We start from the raw sequence: 21,207 nt of genomic DNA, 5'->3' as shown, positions 1-21,207 counted from the left end.
ATATCTTTTAAAAGAAGCGGTCGCTAATTACCAAATGACCTGCGGCCATTTTCAAAAACGGCGGCCTGCATCAATAATAATTGTTAAATTGACACACCTACAGCAACCTTTGTTCGATGAAATTACTATTAGTTGAAGATGAGCAGTCACTTCGGGAAAGTATCCTTGCTTATTTTAGTGCAGAAGGAAATATCTGTGAAGTAGCCTGCGACTATCATGCCGCAATGGAAAAGATCAATCTTTACAGTTACGATTGTATCTTACTTGACCTCAGCCTGCCGGGAGGGGAAGGCATGGAGATTTTGCGTGCTTTAAAAAAGATGAATAAGAATGATGGGGTACTGATCATCTCTGCCCGCCATTCTCTGGATGACAAAGTGGATGGCCTTAATCTGGGCGCAGACGACTACCTTGTGAAACCTTTCCACTTGTCTGAACTCCAGGCCAGAGTGACTGCAATTGTCCGCCGGAAGAGCTTTGACGGGAACAACACCATTGTTTTTAACGAGATCAGTATCGATACCCAGGCAATGAAAATCAATGTCAATGCCAACCTGCTCAACCTGACGAAGAAGGAGTTTGACCTCCTGGTTTACTTCATTGCCAATCAGCGTAAAGTGGTCACAAAGAACGCCATCGCAGAACACCTTTGGGGAGATGAAATTGATCTTTCCGATGATTTTGACTTCATTTACACGCACATCAAAAACTTAAGAAAAAAACTCATAGAAGCAGGCTGTAAGGATTACATCAAATCCATGTATGGCGTGGGTTATAAGTTCGAAAGCATATGAAACTTGCCAGTCAGTATAACCGGGTGAACCTCTTTGTTTCCCTAATCGTATTGCTCCTTACCGGGGTCATTTACTATGTGGTGATCCATTTTATATTAACGGAGAAACTAGACAGGGACCTTAGTATTGAAGAAGAGGAGATCAGGGCTTATGTCGGCACTTATCATAAGCTCCCGCTTCCGGGTGATTTTCAGGACCAGAAAGTAGCCTACAGGCCGGTAAAAAAGGAAGATACCAGCGGCCGGAATTTCAGCAATTGTGTCTACCTGAATGAGAAGGAACAGGAAGAAGAACCAGGAAGAAGCCTGCTGACCTATATCATGGTAAACAAGCAGTTATTTGAGGTAACGGTAGTGAAATCCAGACTGGAAGCGGAAGGCCTGGTTAAGCTTATTTTCCTGATTACCTTAGGAATCATTGCTTTTTTACTCCTCATACTTTTCCTCATAAACCGCTTCTTATTAAATAGTTTATGGCGTCCATTTTACGGTATACTTGACCAGATGAAAGCCTTTAACCTGGCCGACAAAAATGAGATCAATGCCGAGTTTAGTAAGATCGATGAGTTTACAGAGCTCAACCAGGCAGTTCTATCCATGTCGCAGCGCGTTAAACAGGATTATAAAGAACTAAAATCCTTTACAGACAATGCATCGCATGAAATGATGACACCACTTGCAGTGATCAATTCAAAACTGGATACCCTGATACAAACCGCAGGGTTCAGCGACCAGCAGGGAGAATTGATTGAAGACATTTACCTGGCTGTAGGACGCTTATCACGGTTAAGTCATTCTTTACTGCTGCTGGCGAAAATTGAAAATAACCTGATTAAAAATGAAGAACTGATCGATCTAAAAGAGTTGCTGAATCAGAAGGCGAGACAATTTCAGGAATTATTGCAGTCTAATGAGATCAGCATCAGTTTAAATCTGGAAGCAAAAGCTGTTTCTATGAGTAAATACCTGGCAGATATCCTCTTAAACAACCTGATGAGCAATGCCATTCGTCATAATTTGAAATCAGGCCATATTGATGTTTTACTAAGCGCAGATCAATTGATATTTAGCAATACCGGCATCGCCACGGCATTAGACGATACCCGCACTTTTGAGCGTTTTAACAAAACTGCCAGTTCTGAAGGCATGGGACTCGGACTGGCCATTTCCCGCCAAATCTGTAATTTATACAGCTTTAAACTCAGCTATCAGTACGAAAATGAAAAACATTCCTTTATCATCAGTTTTTAAGCATTAGTCTTTGTATTTATCTAGGCTAAAGGCTTTATTTGCAGGTTCATTTCAACCACAAATATGAACCAGGAAAAATTTAAACGGAGAGACTTTATTGGATTGGTTTCCAAAACAAGCATCCTTGGGCTCGCCATCTCACCACTTGCCTCCTTAGCAAACCCGGCTACGGAATCAAAAGATGCACTGCCCGCTACAGACCATGTATTTTTAACGCCACCTTACCTCCAGCATCCGGCTCCGGATAGCATGACCTTAATGTGGATCACTGCAAAAGACTGTTACAGCTGGGTAGAATTCCAGGAAAGGGAAGGGGCCCTAAAGAAAGCACATACCGTGACCGACGGTATGGTCAATGCAAATGACCGTTTGCATAAGATCAGCCTGAAAGACCTGAAACCAGGAACTACCTATATATATAAGGTATTCTCCAAAGAGATCCTCAGTTATGAACCTTATAAGATCAGTTATGGAGAAACCATCGAAAGTAGTCCTTATGAGTTTAAAACACCCGCTGCAAATGCAGATGAAGTTTCTTTACTGATCATGAACGACATCCATGACCGGCCGCAAAGCATTCCTCAGCTAATGGCCCTAAATGGAAATGATCCCTACGACTTCGTCTTCTTTAACGGCGATATTTTTGACTATCAAACCGGCGAAGACCAGATCATCAAAAATATGATCATTCCCTGCACCACTTCTTTTGCCAGCAGCAAGCCATTTATGTTTATCCGCGGAAACCACGAAACGAGAGGGAAGTTTGCGCGCCAGCTGCCTGCCTATTTCCACAATATAGATGGCGGACAATACTTCAGTTTTACCAGAGGACCGGTACATTTTATTGCCCTGGATACCGGAGAAGATAAAGAAGACAACCATCCGGTTTATGCAGGACTGATTGATTTTGATACTTATAGAAAGAAACAGGCGGTTTGGCTGGAAACACAATTGAAAAGCAAAGCGTATAAAAAGGCTAAGTTTAAAGTGGTCATCATGCACATTCCCCATTACCACTCCGGTGATGCACATGGCACCTTACATTGCAGGGAGGTATTTGGCCCCTTGTTTAACAAATATAAGATTGACCTGATGATCTGCGGACATACCCATACTTATAAGGTTCATCCGGCCGAAGAAGGGCACCAGTTCCCCATCATCATCGGCGGAGGACCAAAGGATGGAAAGCGGACTTTGATTAAACTGAAAGCCAATCAACACCAGCTCTCGCTCCGTATGCTGGCAGACAATGGGCTGGAAGTTGGCAATTTTGAACTCAACAGATAGCCCAAAACGCAAACGTTATCGTAAATATTTAAGGAAGATCGTAGTTATACGAGGCTAAATTTCATTAACATTGAATGAAGTATTTAACCTATATAAACTTAAATTATGAATGGCAAAGATCTGTTTTCATTAGAAAATAAGGTGATTGTAATCACCGGAGCTACCGGTGTACTGGGAGAGTCATTTGCACTGGCAGTTGCTGCTGCAGGAGCTAAAGTGGCCATTTTAGGCAGAAATGAAGAAAAGGCAAATGAAAGGGTGAAAGCCATCACTATGAATGGGGGTGAAGCCATCGCCGTGATCACTGATGTGTTGAATGAAGAAGCCCTGATTGCTGCAAGAACACAAATTTTAAATGCCTGGGGAACCATTGACGGCCTGGTGAATGCTGCCGGTGGAAACATTCCGGGCGCAACGATTGCTCCTGATCAGAACATATTCGATATCAATATTGCAGATACTCAAAAAGCGGTAGAACTCAATCTTTTCGGAACGGTACTTCCAACTCATGTGTTTGGAAGGGTCATCGCAGAGAAGGGAAAGGGTTCTATCGTGAACATCTCGTCGCTGGCCGCACAAAGACCCTTAACAAGAGTATTGGGCTATACCATGGGCAAAACGGCCATCGAAGGATATACGAAATGGATGGCCGTAGAGCTGGCACAGCGTTATGGCGACCGTGTCAGGGTGAATGCGCTGGCACCCGGTGTCTTTTTAACAGAGCAAAACCGCTCTTTATTAACGAATCCGGATGGTTCTTATACTGATCGTGCACAACGCTTCGTAAACCATACGCCTTTCGGCAGACTGGGGAATCCGGAAGAGCTCAATGGAACACTGATTTACTTGCTGAGCGATGCTTCGGCCTTCGTAAATGGAGAAACAATATTAGTTGATGGTGGATTTAATGCCTATAGCGGCGTATAAAACAATGGATAAAAAGAATCATAAATTAGTTCAGACCTGGCGCTGGTACGGGCCAGCTGATCCGGTAAGCCTGCAGGATGTAAAACAGGCAGGAGCAACAGGGATTGTCACTGCGCTACATCATATCCCACATGGGGAAATCTGGCCATTGGCCGACATTCAGGAACGCAAATCAATCATTGAAGCTGCCGGATTAAATTGGGCGGTAGTGGAAAGTGTCCCTGTGCACGAAGCCATCAAAACCCGGCGTGCAGATGCAGCTCAGTATCTGGAAAACTATAAAACCAGCTTAAAAAACCTCGCTTCCTGCGGAATCAAAACGGTATGTTATAACTTCATGCCTGTGCTGGACTGGACGCGTACGCAGTTGGACCTGCTGATGGAAGATGGCTCCAAAGCGCTTTACTTTAACTGGACAGATCTTGCTGTTTTTGATCTTTTCATTTTAAAAAGAACAGGAGCAGCGGCCGATTACGAGGAAAAGATCCGTATAAAGGCAGAACAACGTTATGCCACCTTAAGTGCTTCAGAATTGGAACTGCTCAGAATCAATGTACTGATGGGCATTCCAAATGAAAAAGAAATCGAACTGGAAGCTTTGCGCAACAGCATTGACGAATATAAAGCCATCGGTACAGAAGGTCTTAAAGAAAACCTGATCTGGTTTCTGAATGGAATCGCCGAAGTTTGTGAAGAAGAGGGCATTAAAATGACGATCCATCCCGACGATCCTCCTTATCCGATCTTGGGACTTCCAAGAATTGCAAGCACTAAAGCAGACCTGCTCCACATCATCAACAGTGTAAATCAGGAATTTAACGGCATTTGCTTTTGTACCGGCTCCCTGGGTGCCGGAATGGACAACAACCTGCCCGAAATCTTTGAAGCGGTAAAAGAGCGGGTTCATTTTCTACACCTTAGAAATGTAACAAAAGATGAAGAAGGAAACTTTTATGAAGCAGACCATCTGGGTGGCGATGTAAACATGTATGAGGTAATGAAAGCGATCGTGAAGGAAAATGCGCTTCGAAAACAACCGATCCCTTTCCGCCCGGATCATGGCCACCAGATGCTGGATGACCTCCATAAACAAACAAATCCAGGCTATTCCGCAATAGGACGCTTACGCGGACTTGCAGAGTTACGTGGACTGGAACTGGGCATTACCGGAAATTATTAATTTTTCTGACTGGAAGACCTCAACAGGATCCGGGTTTCTAATTTAATCGTTTCAAAACCCTCTTCCGGATGCTTCCGTTCAATTAAAGAAATCAACTTATCGGCAGCAAGCTGTCCGATTTCAAAAGCTGGCTGATGTATGGTACTCAAAGAAGGGTTCATGGCATCGGCCAGTTCCGTATTGGTAAATCCGATCAAAGCAACATCCCCGGGGATATGATAACCTAATTTATTCAGCAAGGTTACACACCTGGTGGTGATTTGATCAGTGGTCGTAAAGATCGCATCCGGCGGTTCCGGCAAAGACATATAATATTTGATCGCCTGTTCCAGGTCTGCATTGAGCCTGTTTGTATCCGTATAGTCACAAGACCTCAGATAGGCCGTTTTAAACTCGATTTTCTGATCGGCCAGGGCCGCTTTATAGCCATTCAGACGATCGATAGAAATGCTCAGGTTGGTATTGGTATTTAAATGTGCAATACGTCTGTACCCGTTTTCGATTAAATGCATGGTGGCATCATAAGCACCTTTAAAATTATCTGCCCCGACTTTATGGGTTTCCATCTGATCGGTAAGCCGGTCGAAAAGTACCACGGGCAAACCTGAGGCCTGCAAGGCTTTAAGGTAGCTGAAATCGATGGTCTCGCAGGCTGGAGAAATGAGCAGACCGTCTATCCCTCCGGCATATAATAAATCTATGCATGCAATTTCCTGGGCCTGAGACTCCTTACTTTGCATGATGATGATCTGGTAAGACTTCCCTGTGCTGACCTTATCAATCCCGTCCAGCATTTGTGCAATTACATTGTTGTCCAATGAGCAAACCACCACTCCGATAGACCTGCTTTTTCCCTGCTTTAAACCCTTGGCCATACGGTTTGGAACATAATGATGTTCCTTGGCATAAGCCACCACTCTTTTCTTGGTTTCCTCGCCAATTTCATAACTGTCGTTCAGGGCTTTGGATATCGTGGAAGTAGATAGATGGAGCGCTTTCGCAATATCCTTTAAGGTGATACTGTTGTTCATGCCGTTTCATTTTGCTGCCTAAATTGCAATTATTAGGGGAGATAAGGCTCATTTTTTTTTATATTTTGGTAATTCTTTAATTACATGAAGGGCCCTGTCCTTATAGCAAGGCTCTTTGCCATTGTTTATCAATGCATTATCTGCAACATCCTTTTCATTTTATCACAATGTTTTATATCTTTAATGGAAATGAAATTAACACTGCTTTTATGAAGATGAAAAGAACACTGGTTTTATTCCTGTTGGTCATATTGTTTGGATCTATGAAGAAAGAAACACCTCGGAAAGTCGTAATTGGCTATGTCGGTGGCTTCAGGGGCCTGGTAAATACCGATCTGATCGCGGCAAAAAAGCTGACACATATCAATTATGCTTTTGTAGATGTTCAGCGTAACCGTGCATTTCTGACCAACGAAAAAACAGATACCGTTAATTTTCGTAAGCTCTTACTGCTGAAAGAGAAAAATCCGGATTTGAAAATCCTGATTTCTATAGGTGGCTGGGCATGGAGTGAAAACTTTTCAGATGCCATGCTGACGGATACTTCCAGGGCCGCTTTTGCATTAAGTGCAGTAGATATCATCAGAAAATACCACTTAGATGGGGTAGATATCGACTGGGAATACCCGGCTCAGGCCGGAGAAGCAGGAAATGTGGTCAGGCCGGAAGACAAACAGAATTTTACGCTCATGTTTGAAGCCCTGAGAAAGGAACTGGATGTGCTGGAAAAAGAAAGCGGCACAAAGAAATTACTCACCACCGCTGTGGGCGGCTTTCCTGATTTCCTAAACCATACGGAAATGGATAAAGCAGCTGCTTATCTGGATTACATCAACCTCATGACCTATGATTTCTATTCGGGAAAAATTGCCGGACACCATACCAATTTATATCCTTCAAAGCTTTACCCAACAGAAAACTCGGCAGATAAAGCGATCAGGGCTTATATCGCTGCTGGCGTACCGGCCTCGAAACTGGTGATGGGCATTGCCTTTTATGGAAGAAACTCGAAAGTAGCAGAAGGAAGCGCCACAGGACTGGGCGCAGGTTATGTTACCGGGGAATTCGGAAGTGGCTTCAGTAAAATTAAAGACAGTCTGATCAATAAAAAAGGCTTCAAAGAGTTTAAAGATCAGGATGCAAAAGCATCTTATCTCTTCAATGCAGATAGCCGTACCCTGATTACTTATGACGACGAATGGTCGGTGCGGGAGAAGTGTAAATATGTGGCCAATCAGGGGATGGCCGGGGTTATGTTCTGGGAATATGCTTCAGATCCTAAAGAATATTTGCTAAATGAGATTGTTAAGTCACTGAAATAGTATACAAAAAGCCTACAGATGCATATTCATCCTAAATGTTAAAGGACTAAATTATATCTTTGCGAAATTATATATTTTTAATATTGTCAAATCGCACATGATAAAGAGAAATTTAGGGTACTTTATATTAATACTATTGGCTTGTGTGTTTTCTTCCTGTTTTCAGATTATAGAAGAGATCAACGTTGCTGCCAATGGCTCAGGGACCGTAAATTTAACTGTAAATCTGAGTGCAAGTAAAACAAAAGTTGCTTCAATTATGCTGTTGGATAGCGTAAATGGCTACAAAGTTCCTTCAAAGCAAAAGATTCAGAAAGAAATGGATGAAGTGGTGGCTTACCTTAAAAATTCTCCCGGTATCAGCAATGTGAAAAAGACGGTGGACCTGGAAAATTATATCGCCAGTGTCAGCTTTGCCTTCAGGAACATTTCCAACATCAATAATGTCAACCAAAATGTGCTGAAGAAAATGAAAATTAAGGCCGTCAACAATTCTTCTTACAGCTTTAGCCCGGAAACCAATACTTTTCAGCGAAGCTACGCACACACCAAAGAAGCCTTAACGGAATACAACAAGCTAAAGCCGGAAGTGAAAAACGTATTTAAAGAAGCAAGTTATACCAGCATTTACCGTTTTGAAAAACCGGTGAGCAGCTGTTCAAATCCCTTGGCCAAAGTATCTAAAACAAAGAAAGCAGTAATGCTGAATACCGGCATGATGGGCCTGATCAACGGCAAAACCAATATTTCCAATAAAATTGTTTTATCTAAATAAATCTACATTTTTACCTATCTAAATTATCAATCTACGCATGAATTACTTTTTTAAATCTGCAGTTACCGGTGCTTTTCTACTGGGTACACTGACAGTTAATGCCCAGGACCTTTCCCGTAAAATACCGGCTGATGCCATGGCGGTGATGACCATTAAGGGAAACAACTTTCTTGAACTGATGTCGGCCGAGGAGTTTAACAATACTTTTATCGGAAAGGAAATGTTCAGCAAACTGGCAAAAGAACAAAACAACAATTATAACAGTGTGGAAGATTTCGGATTTAACCTGTCCTCTTCCTTCTATTATTACAACCAAACGAACGACAGCGTTAGTTACAACTGCTTTCTTGCCCCGGTAAAAAACCTGGCTCAGCTGGACAAAGTATTTGAGCAATCAGGTAAGAAGTTTAGCGTTAACGGCAAGCTAAGAACATTTTTCAATGCAGACTCTTCAAAGATCATGCGTTGGAATGATGAAATGTTGCTGATGGTATTGGCAGATGGAAGAAGCGCCTATTTTGACCGCCCTGAGATTCGCGAACGCTTCGGAATGTCGGTTATTGAAGTACCTCAGGAAGCTGTTGCGGTAGATTCAGCGGCAACTGTGGATGCTACTGATGTTGCAGCTGCCGGCGATCAGGTGATGGATGCCAGCGAGGTAATGGTAGATGAGCCTAAAGCACGCTCAAGATCTAAAAAGAAAAGCAGCCATGCTGCGAAATCCAGAAAAACCAAATTAAAAGGGAAAAAATCAGCTAAGAAATCTTATAAAAAGAAACCCGTTAAGGTACAGCCTGCAGAAGAGGCCTATATGGATGCCGCCTCAGCTGCTGCAGAGGCCGCTGCTGCTGCTGTTGATAGCGCAGCAATTGTGGTAGACACGGCTTATTCCTATTACGAAGATAAGAACTCACCGTATTATAAAGATAAGACGATTAAAACCGCAGTAGTAGCACGTTGGACCGTTAAAATGATAGATGATGCTTTTACCGGTAACGGCCAGAATTCCATCCTGAAAAACGCAGACTTTACTAAAAATATAGATCAGAAAGCGGAAGCCACCATTTGGGTTGCAGGTGTAGAGAAATTAGGAAATGCATTTATCCCTTCTACTACATATCTGAAGGATTTCAATGTCCTGAGCGGCTATGGAACGGCAAATGCGAAATTGTATCTGGAGGAAAAATCTATCCGCATCAGCTCTGCAATGACTTTTAGTGAAGAAATGGGTAGCGTATTGAGGAAAGTACACCAGAGAAAATTGAACAAGGCTTTCCTGAAATACGTAAATGAAGATAAATTAATCGGCTACATGGCTTATTCAATGGATACCAAAGCGTATCTGCAGGAATACCCTAAACTGGTTTCTAAAATCTACGGATCACTTTATTCGGATGAAATCGGAATGGCGACAGATCTTTTCTCTTTAGTATTAGACGAAGAAGCCATCAGTAAAGTGATCAAAGGTGATGGAATCTTTATTTTCAACGGACTGTCTCAAAAAGAAGTTTCTTATAAATCTTATGATTATAATGAAGAAAACTTCGAGACTACTGAAGTCATGAAAACAAAAAAAGAGACTTTGCCAGACTTCCTTGCAATGATCTCTACCGAAGACACCCGGTTGATCAACAAATTGATCGCCTATGGTGTAAAAAAAGAAGTGGTAAAGAGTAAAAACAGCTATTATGAAGTGACGATCCCTAAAAGCCCGCTCGCTTTATATTTCGCCATTAAAGAAGGTATTATTTTCCTGGGTACCAATGCCACGGAAATGGAGCAGATCGTGAGCAATACGTATCAGGCTAAAGTTTCCGGCAGACATAAAAGCGCATTGTTAGGAAACAACTATGCGGCTTATTTCAGTCCGAAAAGACTGGCGGGAAAAATACCTGCAGAAGAATTGGGAAGCCCGGCTAAAATCGAGAAAGCCAATAAAACCCTGAATTCTCTGGGAGATATCTACATCAGGTCTTATCCGATGAATGGCAATACCTTTGCCGGAGAAATCAGCATGGACACACCGGCAGATCAAAAAAACTCATTGAAATATTTGTTCTCAGTGATTGAAAATCTGAAGTAGTCAAAAGACGCACCGATGAAAAGAATATTAAAAATATCAGCAGCAATAGTCATATTGCTGCTGATTTCCGTTTACGGGTATTTGCAATTCCGGGAATACCGTTCGTATCAAAACAAAATTCATAAAGATGCAGACCTGGTTTTCAAGATTAATCTTGATGGAATTTTTAAAACCATGTCAGCGGATTTTATCAGCAATCCCGGCTATTATTTAAGCGCGGACAAAAAAGAGGGAAGCAGTGCGAGGGGGATTTCTTTACCGGCAAATATCTTTGTCTATACACTTCATTCGAAATCTGCAGGGACTTATTTCTGTACTTTATCCGTAGCCGACAGTGCGGCGCTTGAACCATACCTGAAACGTGTTTTTAAGCTAAAAACCTTTCAAAGAAACGCAAACGGTACCAGTACAGGAAGCTCAGCAGATCAAAGGCTGACTGTTGTTTACAACGCAAAAAATCTTGCCATGGCCTATAGCTTAAAAAAAGAAGCCGTAACCGCAATCCTGAATGATTTGCTGGAACAAAAGAACATGATGGATCCTGCAGCCCCGGAAATGATTGCTTTGAAAAAAGCAACTGGACATCTGAGCTGGAACTTTAACGGGTACCAGGGAAGTCTCAACTTCAAGGATGGACAGGCCCTGGTCGACTGCACTTTCCCGGTTTCAGACTTGGGAATTCCGGAGCAAACCGGCTATAGAAACAGCTTCGCTAAAGATGCCGCCTTAAAAATCTGGCTGAACGCAGGGCTGACTTCTATTTTAGCACATCAGGAATTTAATTTCAGGAATTTCAATTTGCAGTCAGACAGCTTACTGAAGTCTTACGGTGCTTATGTTTCCCTGGAACTGGATAAGAACATCACGCAGCAGGAGCCAGTGATCACTTACGAATACAATGACGACTTTGAGAAGGTCGCACAGACAACACTCAAAGCAACAGCGGTACCTCATTTGAAACTCAGCTTTAGCGGCAATCCTGATCCTGTGTTAAGGTACCTGAAAATGAAAGACATCATTAACGATACCAATCAATTGAACAGGGAATTGTTTCCATTGTATCAGGTTTTTAGTTCCAGACAAAACGATGGCTGGCAGCTGAGCACTAAAGAAGGGGACAGCTTCCGGACGGAATTGATAAAAAGCCCGTATTTCTTCTATGCAGAAGCAGACATCAGCCGGATTAAAGCGCAAAAGCAATTTCCTTTGCTGAATTCCTATTTAGAGCCCTTTACAAATTTGAAGTTGACCGCAACAAAGCTGGATGCCAAAAAGGGGAGGCTCCAGGGACAGATAGATTTCAAGAGAAAAAATGTCAATTCCTTTTCTCAATTGATTAAGTAAAAAAAACACAAATAATAAAAAGCCCTTCAGATACCACTGAGGGGCTTTTTATGGGATTTGACAAAGTGATGATATTAATATTCCAAATGCGCTGTACATTTGCTTAACAGTGTTAAATTATTTACACTATTCAATTTTCTAAACCAATGGGAAGTAAAGAACGCATACAGCGGTTGAAAGAGGAAACAAGACTCAATATACTAGATGCAGCTCTGGAAATCGTGAAAGAAGATGGCTGGCAGTCGCTCAGTATGAGAAAGATTGCGGATAAGATAGAATATACAGCACCAATCATCTACGAATACTTTGCCAATAAAGAAGGAATCCTGCTGGAGTTAACCAGAAAAGGATACATCATCTTATTGCAGGAATTGAAAGCAGAAAAAAGCAAACATACACTTCCTGAAGATCAACTGGAAGGGATGTGGCTGGCCTACTGGAATTTTGCCTTTAAATACAAAGAGCTGTATCAGCTGATGTATGGCGTAGATATGAACTGCTGCGAAGTGATGAAAGCCTTCCCGGAAGCGGAGGGAACCACAAACATCATTTGCGATGCCATTAAGGCGCTGATGACGGCCGATCCCATTAATGATGACCTGGTCTGCAGGAAATACTTCACCTTCTGGTCTGTTGTACATGGTTTGATTTCCATCAACTTTGTAAGAAAAGGCACCGACAATGAAACAAATCAACACATCCTGAGAGATGCACTCAAAGGAATTATAAAATACATCAACGATTAAATCATCGCAAACGGGTTTTAATCAGAATCCGTTTTTTTATTAACAGTTACTTAACACTGTTAAATTACTTATCCACGTTACACCCTCTTTAAATCAAACATATCATGAAATATTACCCCAACTTCCCGCAATCACTTAACACTGTTAAACAATCTACTAGCGTTATGAAAACAATAATTTTACTTTCCACCGCCATATTTCTTTTTGGCTGTTCCAGCGAACCGATGCAGGTTGCCAGTACAGCACCAGCACCAGCATTGCCTGTGATCTCCATCACTAAAAGCGCAGAAACCACTTATCAGGAGTACCCGGCATCCGTACAAGGTGCGATAGATCTGGAAATTCGTCCGCAGGTGGGCGGTGTTTTAGAGCAGGTGCTTGTAAATGAAGGTGCCTTGGTTAAAGCAGGACAACCTTTATTCAAAATCAACTCGCTTCCTTTTACAGAGCAGCTGAACAATGCCAAAGCAAATCAACGCGCCGCAGAAGCCGCCGTATTGAATGCGCAGCTTGAAGTGGACAAACTCGTTCCCCTGGTACAAAACAAAGTGGTTTCTGACATTCAGCTAAAGACTGCAAAAACTGCGCATCAGATCGCTGTAGCCAATGTTGCCCAGGCAAAAGCGAGTGTAGGTACGGCACAGATCAATTTGGGTTATACCCTCATCAAAGCTCCGGTAAGCGGATATATTGGCCGTTTGCCTAAGAAACAAGGCAGCCTGGTTTCCCCTTCGGATGTTTTGCCTTTAACCAACCTTTCTGATGTACATGAGGTGCATGTTTATTTTTCTTTAGGCGAAGCTGATTTCATCAGTTTCAAAGAGAAATACCCTGCTGCAACTGCTGCAGGAAAATTAAAAAACCTTCCTCCTGTAGAGCTGGTATTGTCCGACAATGGCACTTATGCCGAAAAAGGTAAAATCGATATGATCGACGGACAGTTTGACAAAACTACAGGTTCCATCACACTAAGAGCGAGCTTTCCGAATGCTTCCGGTTTATTGAGATCTGGTAATACAGGTAAAGTAAGGTTAAGCCTGCAACATCAGGATGCCATGATGGTTCCTCAGTCGGCCACCGTAGAAGTACAGGACAAAGTGTTCGTATATGCAGTAGGTAAAGACAATAAAGTAGCCAAACAGCCGATCAAAGTCATCGGGATCAGTGGTACGAACTACCTGATCAAAGATGGTTTGAAATCCGGTGACAGGATCGTCTCCAAAGGAATGGAAATCCTGAAAGACGGTGATGCCATTACCCCAGAAGTATCAAAAGAAGAAAAAACATTAAAAATTGCCGCTAATTAAGACCAGTCATGTTTAAGATATTCATACAAAGACCGGTCCTTGCAACCGTGATCTCTATTTTGTTAGTGATCTTTGGAGTGCTCGGACTCTCAAAATTACCACTCCAACAATTCCCTGATATTGCCCCGCCGGCCGTACAGGTAATGGCACTATATCCGGGTGCAAATGCGGAAACTGTATTGCGTTCAGTAGCACCTTCCCTGGAAGAATCCATCAATGGGGTAGAGGGAATGAGTTACATGAGCTCTACTGCAAGTAATGATGGATCACTCGTGATCACCGTTTACTTTAAGCTGGGAACCAATCCCGATCAGGCTGCCGTAAACGTACAAAACAGGGTGGCACAGGCAACCAGTCAGCTTCCGGCTGAGGTGGTACAAGCCGGTGTCACCACTGCCAAACAACAGAACAGTCTGATCATGGTACTGGATATGTACACCGATAAAGAATCGGATTATGATCAGACTTTCCTGGCAAACTATGCACAGATCAACCTGATTCCGGAGATCAAAAGGATCCCGGGTGTAGGTTCTGCCAGCATCTTTGGCGGAAACAAGGATTACTCCATGAGGGTTTGGTTAAATCCGGCGCAAATGGCCAGTTACAACCTGATGCCCAATGAAGTAATGGCCGCCATCCAAAACAAAAATGTAGAAGCGGCTCCGGGAAAATTCGGAGAGAGCAGCAAGAACGCTTTTGAATATGTGATCAAATATAAAGGTAAGCTGAACCAGCCTAAGGACTATGAAAATATGGTGATCCGTTCCAATGCAGACGGTTCGATATTGAGACTTAAAGATGTAGCGAGAGTAGAGTTTGGTGCTTACACTTATGGAAGTTTAACCCGAATCAACGGAAAACCGGGAATTGATGTGGGGATTTTACAGCTTGCAGGTTCCAATGCGAATGAAATCCAGATCAAGATTCAGGATTTCATGAAAAAAGCAGAGAGAGATTTTCCTAAAGGAGTAAAGTACGATGTACTGTACAGTACCAAAGTATCCCTCGATCAGTCTATTGATCAGGTGAAACATACCTTGATTGAAGCCTTTATCCTGGTATTTATTGTCGTATTTATCTTCCTTCAGGATTTCCGTTCAACGCTGATTCCGGCAATTGCCGTACCCGTTGCGATCATAGGAACATTCTTCTTCATGCAGCTCTTCGGTTTCTCGATTAACCTCCTGACCTTATTTGCCCTGGTACTCGCCATTGGTATCGTGGTGGATGATGCGATCGTGGTGGTGGAGGCGGTGCATGCCAAAATGGAACACCATAATTTGTCTCCAAAAGCGGCAACAGCTTCTGCGATGCAGGAAATTACCGGAGCCATCATCTCCATTACCCTGGTAATGTCGGCGGTATTCTTACCGGTAGGGTTCATGGAAGGTTCTACAGGTGTATTCTACAGACAGTTTGCTTTTACCCTGGCCATCGCCATTGTGATCTCCGCTGTAAATGCATTGACTTTAAGTCCTGCACTTTGCGCATTGTTCCTTAAAAATCCACATGCCAACAAACATGAAGCAGTAAAAACTACCTTTAAAGAACGTTTCTTCATCGGATTTAACAGTGGTTTTAACAGCTTAACCAACAAATACATTGGCAGTTTAAGGTTCCTCATCCGTTTTAAATGGGTAGGTATCGCAGGTTTGATCATCATTACCCTTTCTACCATCTGGATGGTTAAGAAAACACCTACAGGATTTATTCCTTCTGAAGATCAGGGCTTTATCGCTATTGCACTATCTATGCCTGCCGGTGCTTCCCTGGAACGTACCACTGAAGCATTAAAAGAAGCAGAAAAAATACTGATGCCTTTAGAATCGAACCGCCTGTTAAACGTGCTTTCCGGTTTTAACATCATGACCCAAAGTACCAGTCCTTCGGCGGGGGTTGCTTTCGTCCTGCTGAAACCAACGGAAGAACGTGGTAAATTAAAAGGCATCAACGACATCATGAACGACATCAGGGGGAAATTATCTACCGTAAAAGGAGCCAATTTCTTTGTCTTCACCTTCCCTACAGTTCCCGGTTTCAGTAACGTGGATGGTTTGGACCTGGTGTTACAGGATAAAAGCGGAGGTAAACTGGATAAATTCAGTGGTATTGCCTATAATTTCATTGGTGAGCTGATGAAACGTAAGGAAATCGCTGTGGCCTTTACCACCTTTAAAGCGGATTATCCTCAATTGGAACTTAAAATCGACGACGAGAAAGCAGAACAACTGGGCATCAACACCAAAGACATCCTGCAAACCATGCAGGCATATTTCGGAAGTGCACAAGCTTCAGATTTCAACCGCTTTGGTAAGTATTACAGGGTGATGGTACAGGCAGATATCGCCGACCGTTCAGATGCTTCGGCCATGGATGCGGTATATGTTAAAAACAAACAAGGTGAAATGGTTCCGATCAGCACGGTAGCTACGCTATCAAGGGTATATGGCGCAGAAACTGCTTCCAGGTATAACCTGTTCAACTCGATTGGGGTAAATGCCATTGCCAAACCTGGATACAGCTCTGGTGATGCGATTAAAGCAGTAGAAGAAGTAGCTCAGAAACACCTTCCTTCAGGTTATTCCTTCGAATTCTCGGGTTTAACGAAAGAGGAAATTTCTTCCGGCGGACAATCCACGATCATCTTTATGCTGTGTCTGGTATTTGTTTACTTCCTGTTATCTGCACAATATGAAAGTTATATCCTGCCTTTAGCAGTAGTGCTTTCCATTCCTGCAGGTGTGTTCGGGGTATTCGTAGCCATCGGACTTACCGGAATCGAAAATAACATTTATGTACAGGTGGCATTGGTGATGCTGATCGGCTTGCTCGCTAAAAACGCCATCTTGATTGTAGAATATGCGGTACAGCGTAGAAAAGCAGGAAAAACCTTAATCGCTGCTGCTTTAGAAGCTGCGAAACTGCGTTTACGTCCGATCATCATGACTTCCCTGGCATTTATTGTGGGATTAATCCCGATGATGACTGCCACAGGACCATCAGCCCTGGGTAACCACTCGATCAGTATTGGTGCGGCAGGAGGGATGATCTCCGGCGTAATACTGGGCTTGTTCATCATTCCGGTGTTATTTGTGATCTTCCAGTACCTTCAGGAGAAAGTAAGCGGAAAACCACCGGTAGCAGAAGAAATCGGTCATGGGGTAACTGTAAATCCTGAAGCCAACATCATCTACTCTTAATTGATTTAATAAATGATTTCTGAATGAGTTTAAATTCATTCAGAAATCATCCACAATAACAACAGCAATAGAACTAATGAGAACATATATAAACAGACTTGCACCGATAGTGATCCTGATCCTACTTGCCGGTTGTAAAGTTTCAAAAGATGTGGTAATCCCAAAGGCCAGTATTCCGGAACAATTCAGGAATGCAGCCTCTGCAGATTCAACCAGTATCGCCAACCTTACGGTTAAACAGTTTTTTACAGACCAGACCCTTCAGAATTTGCTGGATACTGCGCTGCTTAGAAATTACGATTTGCAGATTGCCCTGAAAAATATGGAATCTGCTGATTTATTGTTCAGACAGTCTAAACTGGGAAACCTGCCACAGCTGAACCTGAACATTACCGCCAATACCAACCGTCCTTCAGACAACAGCCTGAACGGCCTGAGTGCAGGCCAGTTTTTAAAGACCAAACACATCGAGGATTACAATGCCAACCTTGGCCTGAGCTGGGAAGCCGACATCTGGGGAAAGATCAGAAGTCAGAAACAAGCGGCACTGGCCACTTACCTGCAAACTGCGGAAGCTAAAAAAGCAATCCAAACCCGTTTGGTTGCAAACGTGGCACAAGGTTATTACCGCTTATTGATGATGGATGAACAAATGACGGTTGCCAAAAGAAACCTGGCTTTAAGCGATAGCACCTTAAAAATCATCCATATGCAGTTTGATGCCGGACAGGTAACCTCGCTGGCCATTCAGCAGGCAGAGGCCCAGCAACTGGTGGCGGCACAGCTGATCCCGGAACTGGAGCAGAACATCAGTATCCAGGAGAATGCATTGAGTATTTTAGCGGGCCAGCTTCCTAAAGCAATTGCCAGAACAGCCAACCTGAACAAAATATCCTTTCCGGAGCAACTTTCAGCAGGATTTCCATCGGCGATGGTGAGCAGAAGACCGGATGTAAAAAGCGCAGAGCTTTCTTTAAACATCTCCAATGCCCAGGTGGGAATTGCCAAAGCTGGTTTATACCCTTCTTTGAGCATTACCGCCAGCGGAGGACTCAATGCCTTTAAAGCGAGCAACTGGTTCAACATTCCGGCTTCCTTATTCGGAACAGTAGCAGGAGGGATCACACAGCCGATCTTTCAACGCAAACAGTTGAGAACACAATATGAAAGGGCAAAGATCGATCGTGAAAAAACAGTGATTGAATTCAGACAATCCGTACTGAACGCTGTAGGAGAAGTTTCTGATGAACTTGTGAAAATTGAAAAACTGAAACAACAGTATACCATTGCGCAAAACAGGGTAGGCACTTTACAGCAAGCCGTAAAAAATGCCAATCTGTTGTTTAAAAACGGAATGGCGAATTATCTGGAAGTCATTACGGCACAAAGCAATTCTCTTCAGAGCGAATTGGAACTGGCCAGCATAAAAACAGCACAGCTAAACGCCTCGGTAGAACTTTACCGTTCTTTGGGAGGCGGATTCTAATCCCTGCAGCGATCGTATTGTAAAATTTACATCGCGAAATGATAAAACTAAAGTTTTAATTATTTAACATTGGCCTTTATATGATCCTTTATAAAGGCCGTGTTATTTAATAGACCCGAAGGTTATACCGAGCTGGAATTGATGGAAGAAGTTGCAGGGGGCAACGAATCCGCATTCAACCTGTTGTACGAAAAATACGCAGGTAAGGTGTATGCTATGGGCATGAAGTACCTCAAATCCCCTTTTCTGGCACAGGATGCCGTACAGGAAATCTTTGTTAAAGTCTGGAACAACAGAGGGGAACTGCCTTATGTGAAAAGCTTCCCGGCCTGGCTAAACACCATTTCCAGAAATCAACTCATCAATGAGCTTCAGAAACAGGTTCCCATGGAGACACTGGAAGAATTCCAGCCTGAGGAGAAACATAAGATCGCAGCCGTTTCCGGCAATGAGATCGATTTCCGGGAATTGGAACAGCTCATCAAAAAAGGGGTAGAAAGTCTTTCCCCCCGGCAACAGCAGATTTATAAACTGAGCAGGGAAGAAGGCTTAAGCCATAAACAAATTGCCGAGCAACTGTCCATTTCCTATGACGTGGTAAGGGAGCACATGAGCAAGGCCCTGAAGAACCTCCGCATTTTTCTGGAAAATAATTACCGCTATATGCTGTTGTTATGGCTGTTTTCCAGGAATCAATAAAAAAAAATTAAATACCACCCCCACAACTTTTCTTTTTAACTGTCTATATAATTGTAATGACACCAGAAACATTCAAATCACTTTTAGCAGGTTACCGTTCAGGAACCTTAACTGTGCCGGAGAAGCAGCAGCTGTTATCGCTTTTGCATGATCCCGGCTACCGTGAGGAACTGGAAAGTCTTTTTACTGAAGATTTATCTTCGGAGGATTTTTCGGCGACCGCAACAAAAGAAGAGCTGGATATGGTTTATGAACGCGTTAAACTGCAGACCACCTTAAGGGAGCCGAAGATCACTTCTTTCCTCCCGGCCTTAAGATGGACGGCAGCAGCAGCGGTATTCTTCACCGTAGCTTTTGGTGCTTATTACCTCAATTCAAAATACACCAAAACGGTCCTTCCTTTGGAATTTGCCGGACAAAAAGGGGAATACATTAAGCCCGGTGGCAATAAGGCCGTGCTGACCCTTTCTGATGGTTCCCATATCGCACTGGATGATGTGGCTAATGGAGAGATTGCTAAAGAATCCGGCGTTCAGATCACAAAAACTGCAGATGGAAGGTTGTTATATACGGCACGTCCGGGATTAAGCCATGTAAAAGTGGGTTACAATACCATCGCAACGCCCAAAGGCGGACAATACAGAATTGCCCTTCCCGATGGCACTATGGTTTGGCTAAATGCGGCTTCCTCCCTGAAATACCCCTCCGCATTTACGGGTAAGGAAAGAAACGTAGAACTTACCGGTGAAGCTTATTTTGAAGTGGCGAAAAACAAACACATGCCTTTCATGGTGAAAACCAGGAAACAGGAGGTAGAAGTATTGGGGACCCATTTCAACATCAATGCTTATGAAGATGAAAATGGGGTAAAAACCACCCTGATTGAAGGAAGTGTAAAAGTGAAACTCCCGTCAAATCAAACAACAGTGCTTAAACCCGGAGACCAGTCTGATGTCTTAACTGATATTAAGGTAAGCCAGGTAGATGCCAGCTCAGTGATCGACTGGAAACAAGGCCTGTTTTGGTTTAATGATGAAAGCATTTTTAGCATCATGCGCCAGTTTTCGAGATGGTATAATATAGAGGTAGAATATAGGGGAGATGTGAGCAATATCCGTTTCGGCGGACAAGTATCGAGGATGAAGAATTTATCACAGGTACTCCGGATTATGGAACTTACAAAATCAATCCAGTTTAAGGTAGAAGGAAACAAAATTATTGTCATGCCCTATACAGAGACAACCAGTAAACAATAACCATTAGTTAAGAAAAATAACCACCGTATATCACGTAATATATAAGTTTGCTAACACATAAAAAACAACAACATGAAAAACCTATTCTTATTTGCTGTCGCTTTACTTTTCAGCATGACCGCCAGCAGCCAGATCCTAAAACCGGTAAAATGGAGTTACGCGGCAAAAAAGACGTCAAAAACAGAAGCTACCTTATACCTTAAAGCAAGTGTAGAAGAAGGATGGCACCTGTATTCGCAGAATATACCAGATGGCGGACCTGTAAAAACCTCCTTCAAATTTACTCCTGCAAAGACTTACAAACTGAATGGCAAAACCACAGAACCAAAACCAATCGTGAAGTTTGAAAAAGCTTTTGACATGAACGTTGGTTATTTTGAGAACTCTGTGATCTTCCAGCAAAAAATCAAATTAACCGGCGCAAATGCTACGGTTAAAGGTACTTTGGAATTCATGGTTTGTGACGATTCTCAATGCCTTCCTCCAGAAACAGTTGAATTTTCCATCCCTGTAAAGTAAG

17 protein-coding genes are annotated in these 21,207 nt (G+C 42.9%); 16 read left to right on the top strand and 1 reads right to left on the bottom strand.

Going from position 1 to position 21,207, the window contains the following annotated elements:
• Positions 1-116 precede the first annotated feature (116 nt).
• From DBR43_RS28295 to uxuA, 5 genes are all read left to right on the top strand, one after another.
• Positions 117-794 carry a response regulator transcription factor gene (locus tag DBR43_RS28295; protein WP_124586691.1) on the top strand — a complete coding sequence of 226 codons (678 nt, stop codon included), beginning with the start codon at positions 117-119 and terminating at the stop codon, positions 792-794.
• Positions 791-2,044, top strand: coding sequence for a sensor histidine kinase (locus DBR43_RS28290; RefSeq protein ID WP_124586690.1), 1,254 nt, complete (start codon positions 791-793; stop codon positions 2,042-2,044). Before DBR43_RS28295 ends, DBR43_RS28290 begins: the two co-directional genes overlap by 4 nt.
• 63 nt (positions 2,045-2,107) lie before the next feature.
• Positions 2,108-3,331 (top strand): purple acid phosphatase family protein, encoded by a 1,224-nt coding sequence (locus DBR43_RS28285; protein ID WP_124586689.1) that lies wholly within the window; start codon positions 2,108-2,110, stop codon positions 3,329-3,331.
• Between the two features lie 105 nt (positions 3,332-3,436).
• The gene (locus DBR43_RS28280; RefSeq protein WP_124586688.1) at positions 3,437-4,258 is read left to right on the top strand and encodes an SDR family oxidoreductase; all 822 of its coding nucleotides are present in this window, start codon (positions 3,437-3,439) and stop codon (positions 4,256-4,258) included.
• Positions 4,259-4,262: 4 nt separating this feature from the next.
• A complete protein-coding gene (uxuA, locus tag DBR43_RS28275) occupies positions 4,263-5,438 on the top strand; it encodes a mannonate dehydratase (protein WP_124586687.1) in 1,176 nt (391 codons plus the stop codon).
• Here the strand turns inward: uxuA and DBR43_RS28270 are convergent.
• A complete protein-coding gene (locus DBR43_RS28270) occupies positions 5,435-6,469 on the bottom strand; it encodes a LacI family DNA-binding transcriptional regulator (RefSeq protein WP_124586686.1) in 1,035 nt (344 codons plus the stop codon). The two genes, uxuA and DBR43_RS28270, sit on opposite strands and share 4 nt — an antisense overlap.
• 209 nt (positions 6,470-6,678) lie before the next feature.
• Between DBR43_RS28270 and DBR43_RS28265 the strand changes: the two genes are divergently transcribed.
• The 11 genes from DBR43_RS28265 to DBR43_RS28215 all read left to right on the top strand — a co-directional run bounded on the left by DBR43_RS28265 (position 6,679) and on the right by DBR43_RS28215 (position 21,206).
• Entirely contained in the window at positions 6,679-7,791 is a 1,113-nt protein-coding gene (locus DBR43_RS28265; protein ID WP_233603249.1) for a glycoside hydrolase family 18 protein, read from the top strand.
• A 97-nt stretch (positions 7,792-7,888) separates the two neighbouring features.
• The gene (locus DBR43_RS28260) at positions 7,889-8,566 is read left to right on the top strand and encodes a hypothetical protein (RefSeq protein WP_124586685.1); all 678 of its coding nucleotides are present in this window, start codon (positions 7,889-7,891) and stop codon (positions 8,564-8,566) included.
• A 37-nt stretch (positions 8,567-8,603) separates the two neighbouring features.
• Positions 8,604-10,649 (top strand): hypothetical protein, encoded by a 2,046-nt coding sequence (locus DBR43_RS28255; RefSeq protein WP_124586684.1) that lies wholly within the window; start codon positions 8,604-8,606, stop codon positions 10,647-10,649.
• A gap of 15 nt (positions 10,650-10,664) precedes the next feature.
• Entirely contained in the window at positions 10,665-11,993 is a 1,329-nt protein-coding gene (locus DBR43_RS28250; RefSeq protein WP_124586683.1) for a hypothetical protein, read from the top strand.
• A gap of 146 nt (positions 11,994-12,139) precedes the next feature.
• Complete coding sequence (locus DBR43_RS28245; RefSeq protein ID WP_124586682.1) at positions 12,140-12,739, top strand: TetR/AcrR family transcriptional regulator; 600 nt, start codon at positions 12,140-12,142, stop codon at positions 12,737-12,739.
• Between the two features lie 164 nt (positions 12,740-12,903).
• The gene (locus DBR43_RS28240) at positions 12,904-14,046 is read left to right on the top strand and encodes an efflux RND transporter periplasmic adaptor subunit (RefSeq protein ID WP_124586681.1); all 1,143 of its coding nucleotides are present in this window, start codon (positions 12,904-12,906) and stop codon (positions 14,044-14,046) included.
• 8 nt (positions 14,047-14,054) lie between these two features.
• On the top strand, positions 14,055-17,246 hold the full coding sequence (locus DBR43_RS28235) for an efflux RND transporter permease subunit (protein ID WP_124586680.1): 3,192 nt from the start codon (positions 14,055-14,057) through the stop codon (positions 17,244-17,246).
• A gap of 76 nt (positions 17,247-17,322) precedes the next feature.
• Positions 17,323-18,732 carry a TolC family protein gene (locus DBR43_RS28230; RefSeq protein ID WP_124586679.1) on the top strand — a complete coding sequence of 470 codons (1,410 nt, stop codon included), beginning with the start codon at positions 17,323-17,325 and terminating at the stop codon, positions 18,730-18,732.
• A 99-nt stretch (positions 18,733-18,831) separates the two neighbouring features.
• Complete coding sequence (locus DBR43_RS28225; protein WP_124586678.1) at positions 18,832-19,431, top strand: RNA polymerase sigma factor; 600 nt, start codon at positions 18,832-18,834, stop codon at positions 19,429-19,431.
• Between the two features lie 56 nt (positions 19,432-19,487).
• Positions 19,488-20,687 carry a FecR family protein gene (locus tag DBR43_RS28220; RefSeq protein WP_124586677.1) on the top strand — a complete coding sequence of 400 codons (1,200 nt, stop codon included), beginning with the start codon at positions 19,488-19,490 and terminating at the stop codon, positions 20,685-20,687.
• Between the two features lie 72 nt (positions 20,688-20,759).
• Positions 20,760-21,206 carry a protein-disulfide reductase DsbD N-terminal domain-containing protein gene (locus DBR43_RS28215; RefSeq protein ID WP_074611169.1) on the top strand — a complete coding sequence of 149 codons (447 nt, stop codon included), beginning with the start codon at positions 20,760-20,762 and terminating at the stop codon, positions 21,204-21,206.
• Position 21,207 lies beyond the last annotated feature (1 nt).

It is taken from the genome of Pedobacter sp. KBW06 (assembly GCF_003852525.1).
Taxonomy (GTDB): domain Bacteria; phylum Bacteroidota; class Bacteroidia; order Sphingobacteriales; family Sphingobacteriaceae; genus Pedobacter.
Note: the sequence above shows the minus strand (reverse complement) of the source record. Positions and strands in the feature narration are given on the sequence as shown.

Bases quoted from the DNA above. Each gene is read 5' to 3' on its own strand.
- DBR43_RS28295 (WP_124586691.1), top strand. From the start codon at position 117: ATGAAATTACTATTAGTTGAAGATGAGCAGTCACTTCGGGAAAGTATC.
- DBR43_RS28290 (WP_124586690.1), top strand. From the start codon at position 791: ATGAAACTTGCCAGTCAGTATAACCGGGTGAACCTCTTTGTTTCCCTA.
- DBR43_RS28285 (WP_124586689.1), top strand. From the start codon at position 2,108: ATGAACCAGGAAAAATTTAAACGGAGAGACTTTATTGGATTGGTTTCC.
- DBR43_RS28280 (WP_124586688.1), top strand. From the start codon at position 3,437: ATGAATGGCAAAGATCTGTTTTCATTAGAAAATAAGGTGATTGTAATC.
- uxuA (WP_124586687.1), top strand. From the start codon at position 4,263: ATGGATAAAAAGAATCATAAATTAGTTCAGACCTGGCGCTGGTACGGG.
- DBR43_RS28270 (WP_124586686.1), bottom strand. From the start codon at position 6,469: ATGAACAACAGTATCACCTTAAAGGATATTGCGAAAGCGCTCCATCTA.
- DBR43_RS28265 (WP_233603249.1), top strand. From the start codon at position 6,679: ATGAAGATGAAAAGAACACTGGTTTTATTCCTGTTGGTCATATTGTTT.
- DBR43_RS28260 (WP_124586685.1), top strand. From the start codon at position 7,889: ATGATAAAGAGAAATTTAGGGTACTTTATATTAATACTATTGGCTTGT.
- DBR43_RS28255 (WP_124586684.1), top strand. From the start codon at position 8,604: ATGAATTACTTTTTTAAATCTGCAGTTACCGGTGCTTTTCTACTGGGT.
- DBR43_RS28250 (WP_124586683.1), top strand. From the start codon at position 10,665: ATGAAAAGAATATTAAAAATATCAGCAGCAATAGTCATATTGCTGCTG.
- DBR43_RS28245 (WP_124586682.1), top strand. From the start codon at position 12,140: ATGGGAAGTAAAGAACGCATACAGCGGTTGAAAGAGGAAACAAGACTC.
- DBR43_RS28240 (WP_124586681.1), top strand. From the start codon at position 12,904: ATGAAAACAATAATTTTACTTTCCACCGCCATATTTCTTTTTGGCTGT.
- DBR43_RS28235 (WP_124586680.1), top strand. From the start codon at position 14,055: ATGTTTAAGATATTCATACAAAGACCGGTCCTTGCAACCGTGATCTCT.
- DBR43_RS28230 (WP_124586679.1), top strand. From the start codon at position 17,323: ATGAGAACATATATAAACAGACTTGCACCGATAGTGATCCTGATCCTA.
- DBR43_RS28220 (WP_124586677.1), top strand. From the start codon at position 19,488: ATGACACCAGAAACATTCAAATCACTTTTAGCAGGTTACCGTTCAGGA.
- DBR43_RS28215 (WP_074611169.1), top strand. From the start codon at position 20,760: ATGAAAAACCTATTCTTATTTGCTGTCGCTTTACTTTTCAGCATGACC.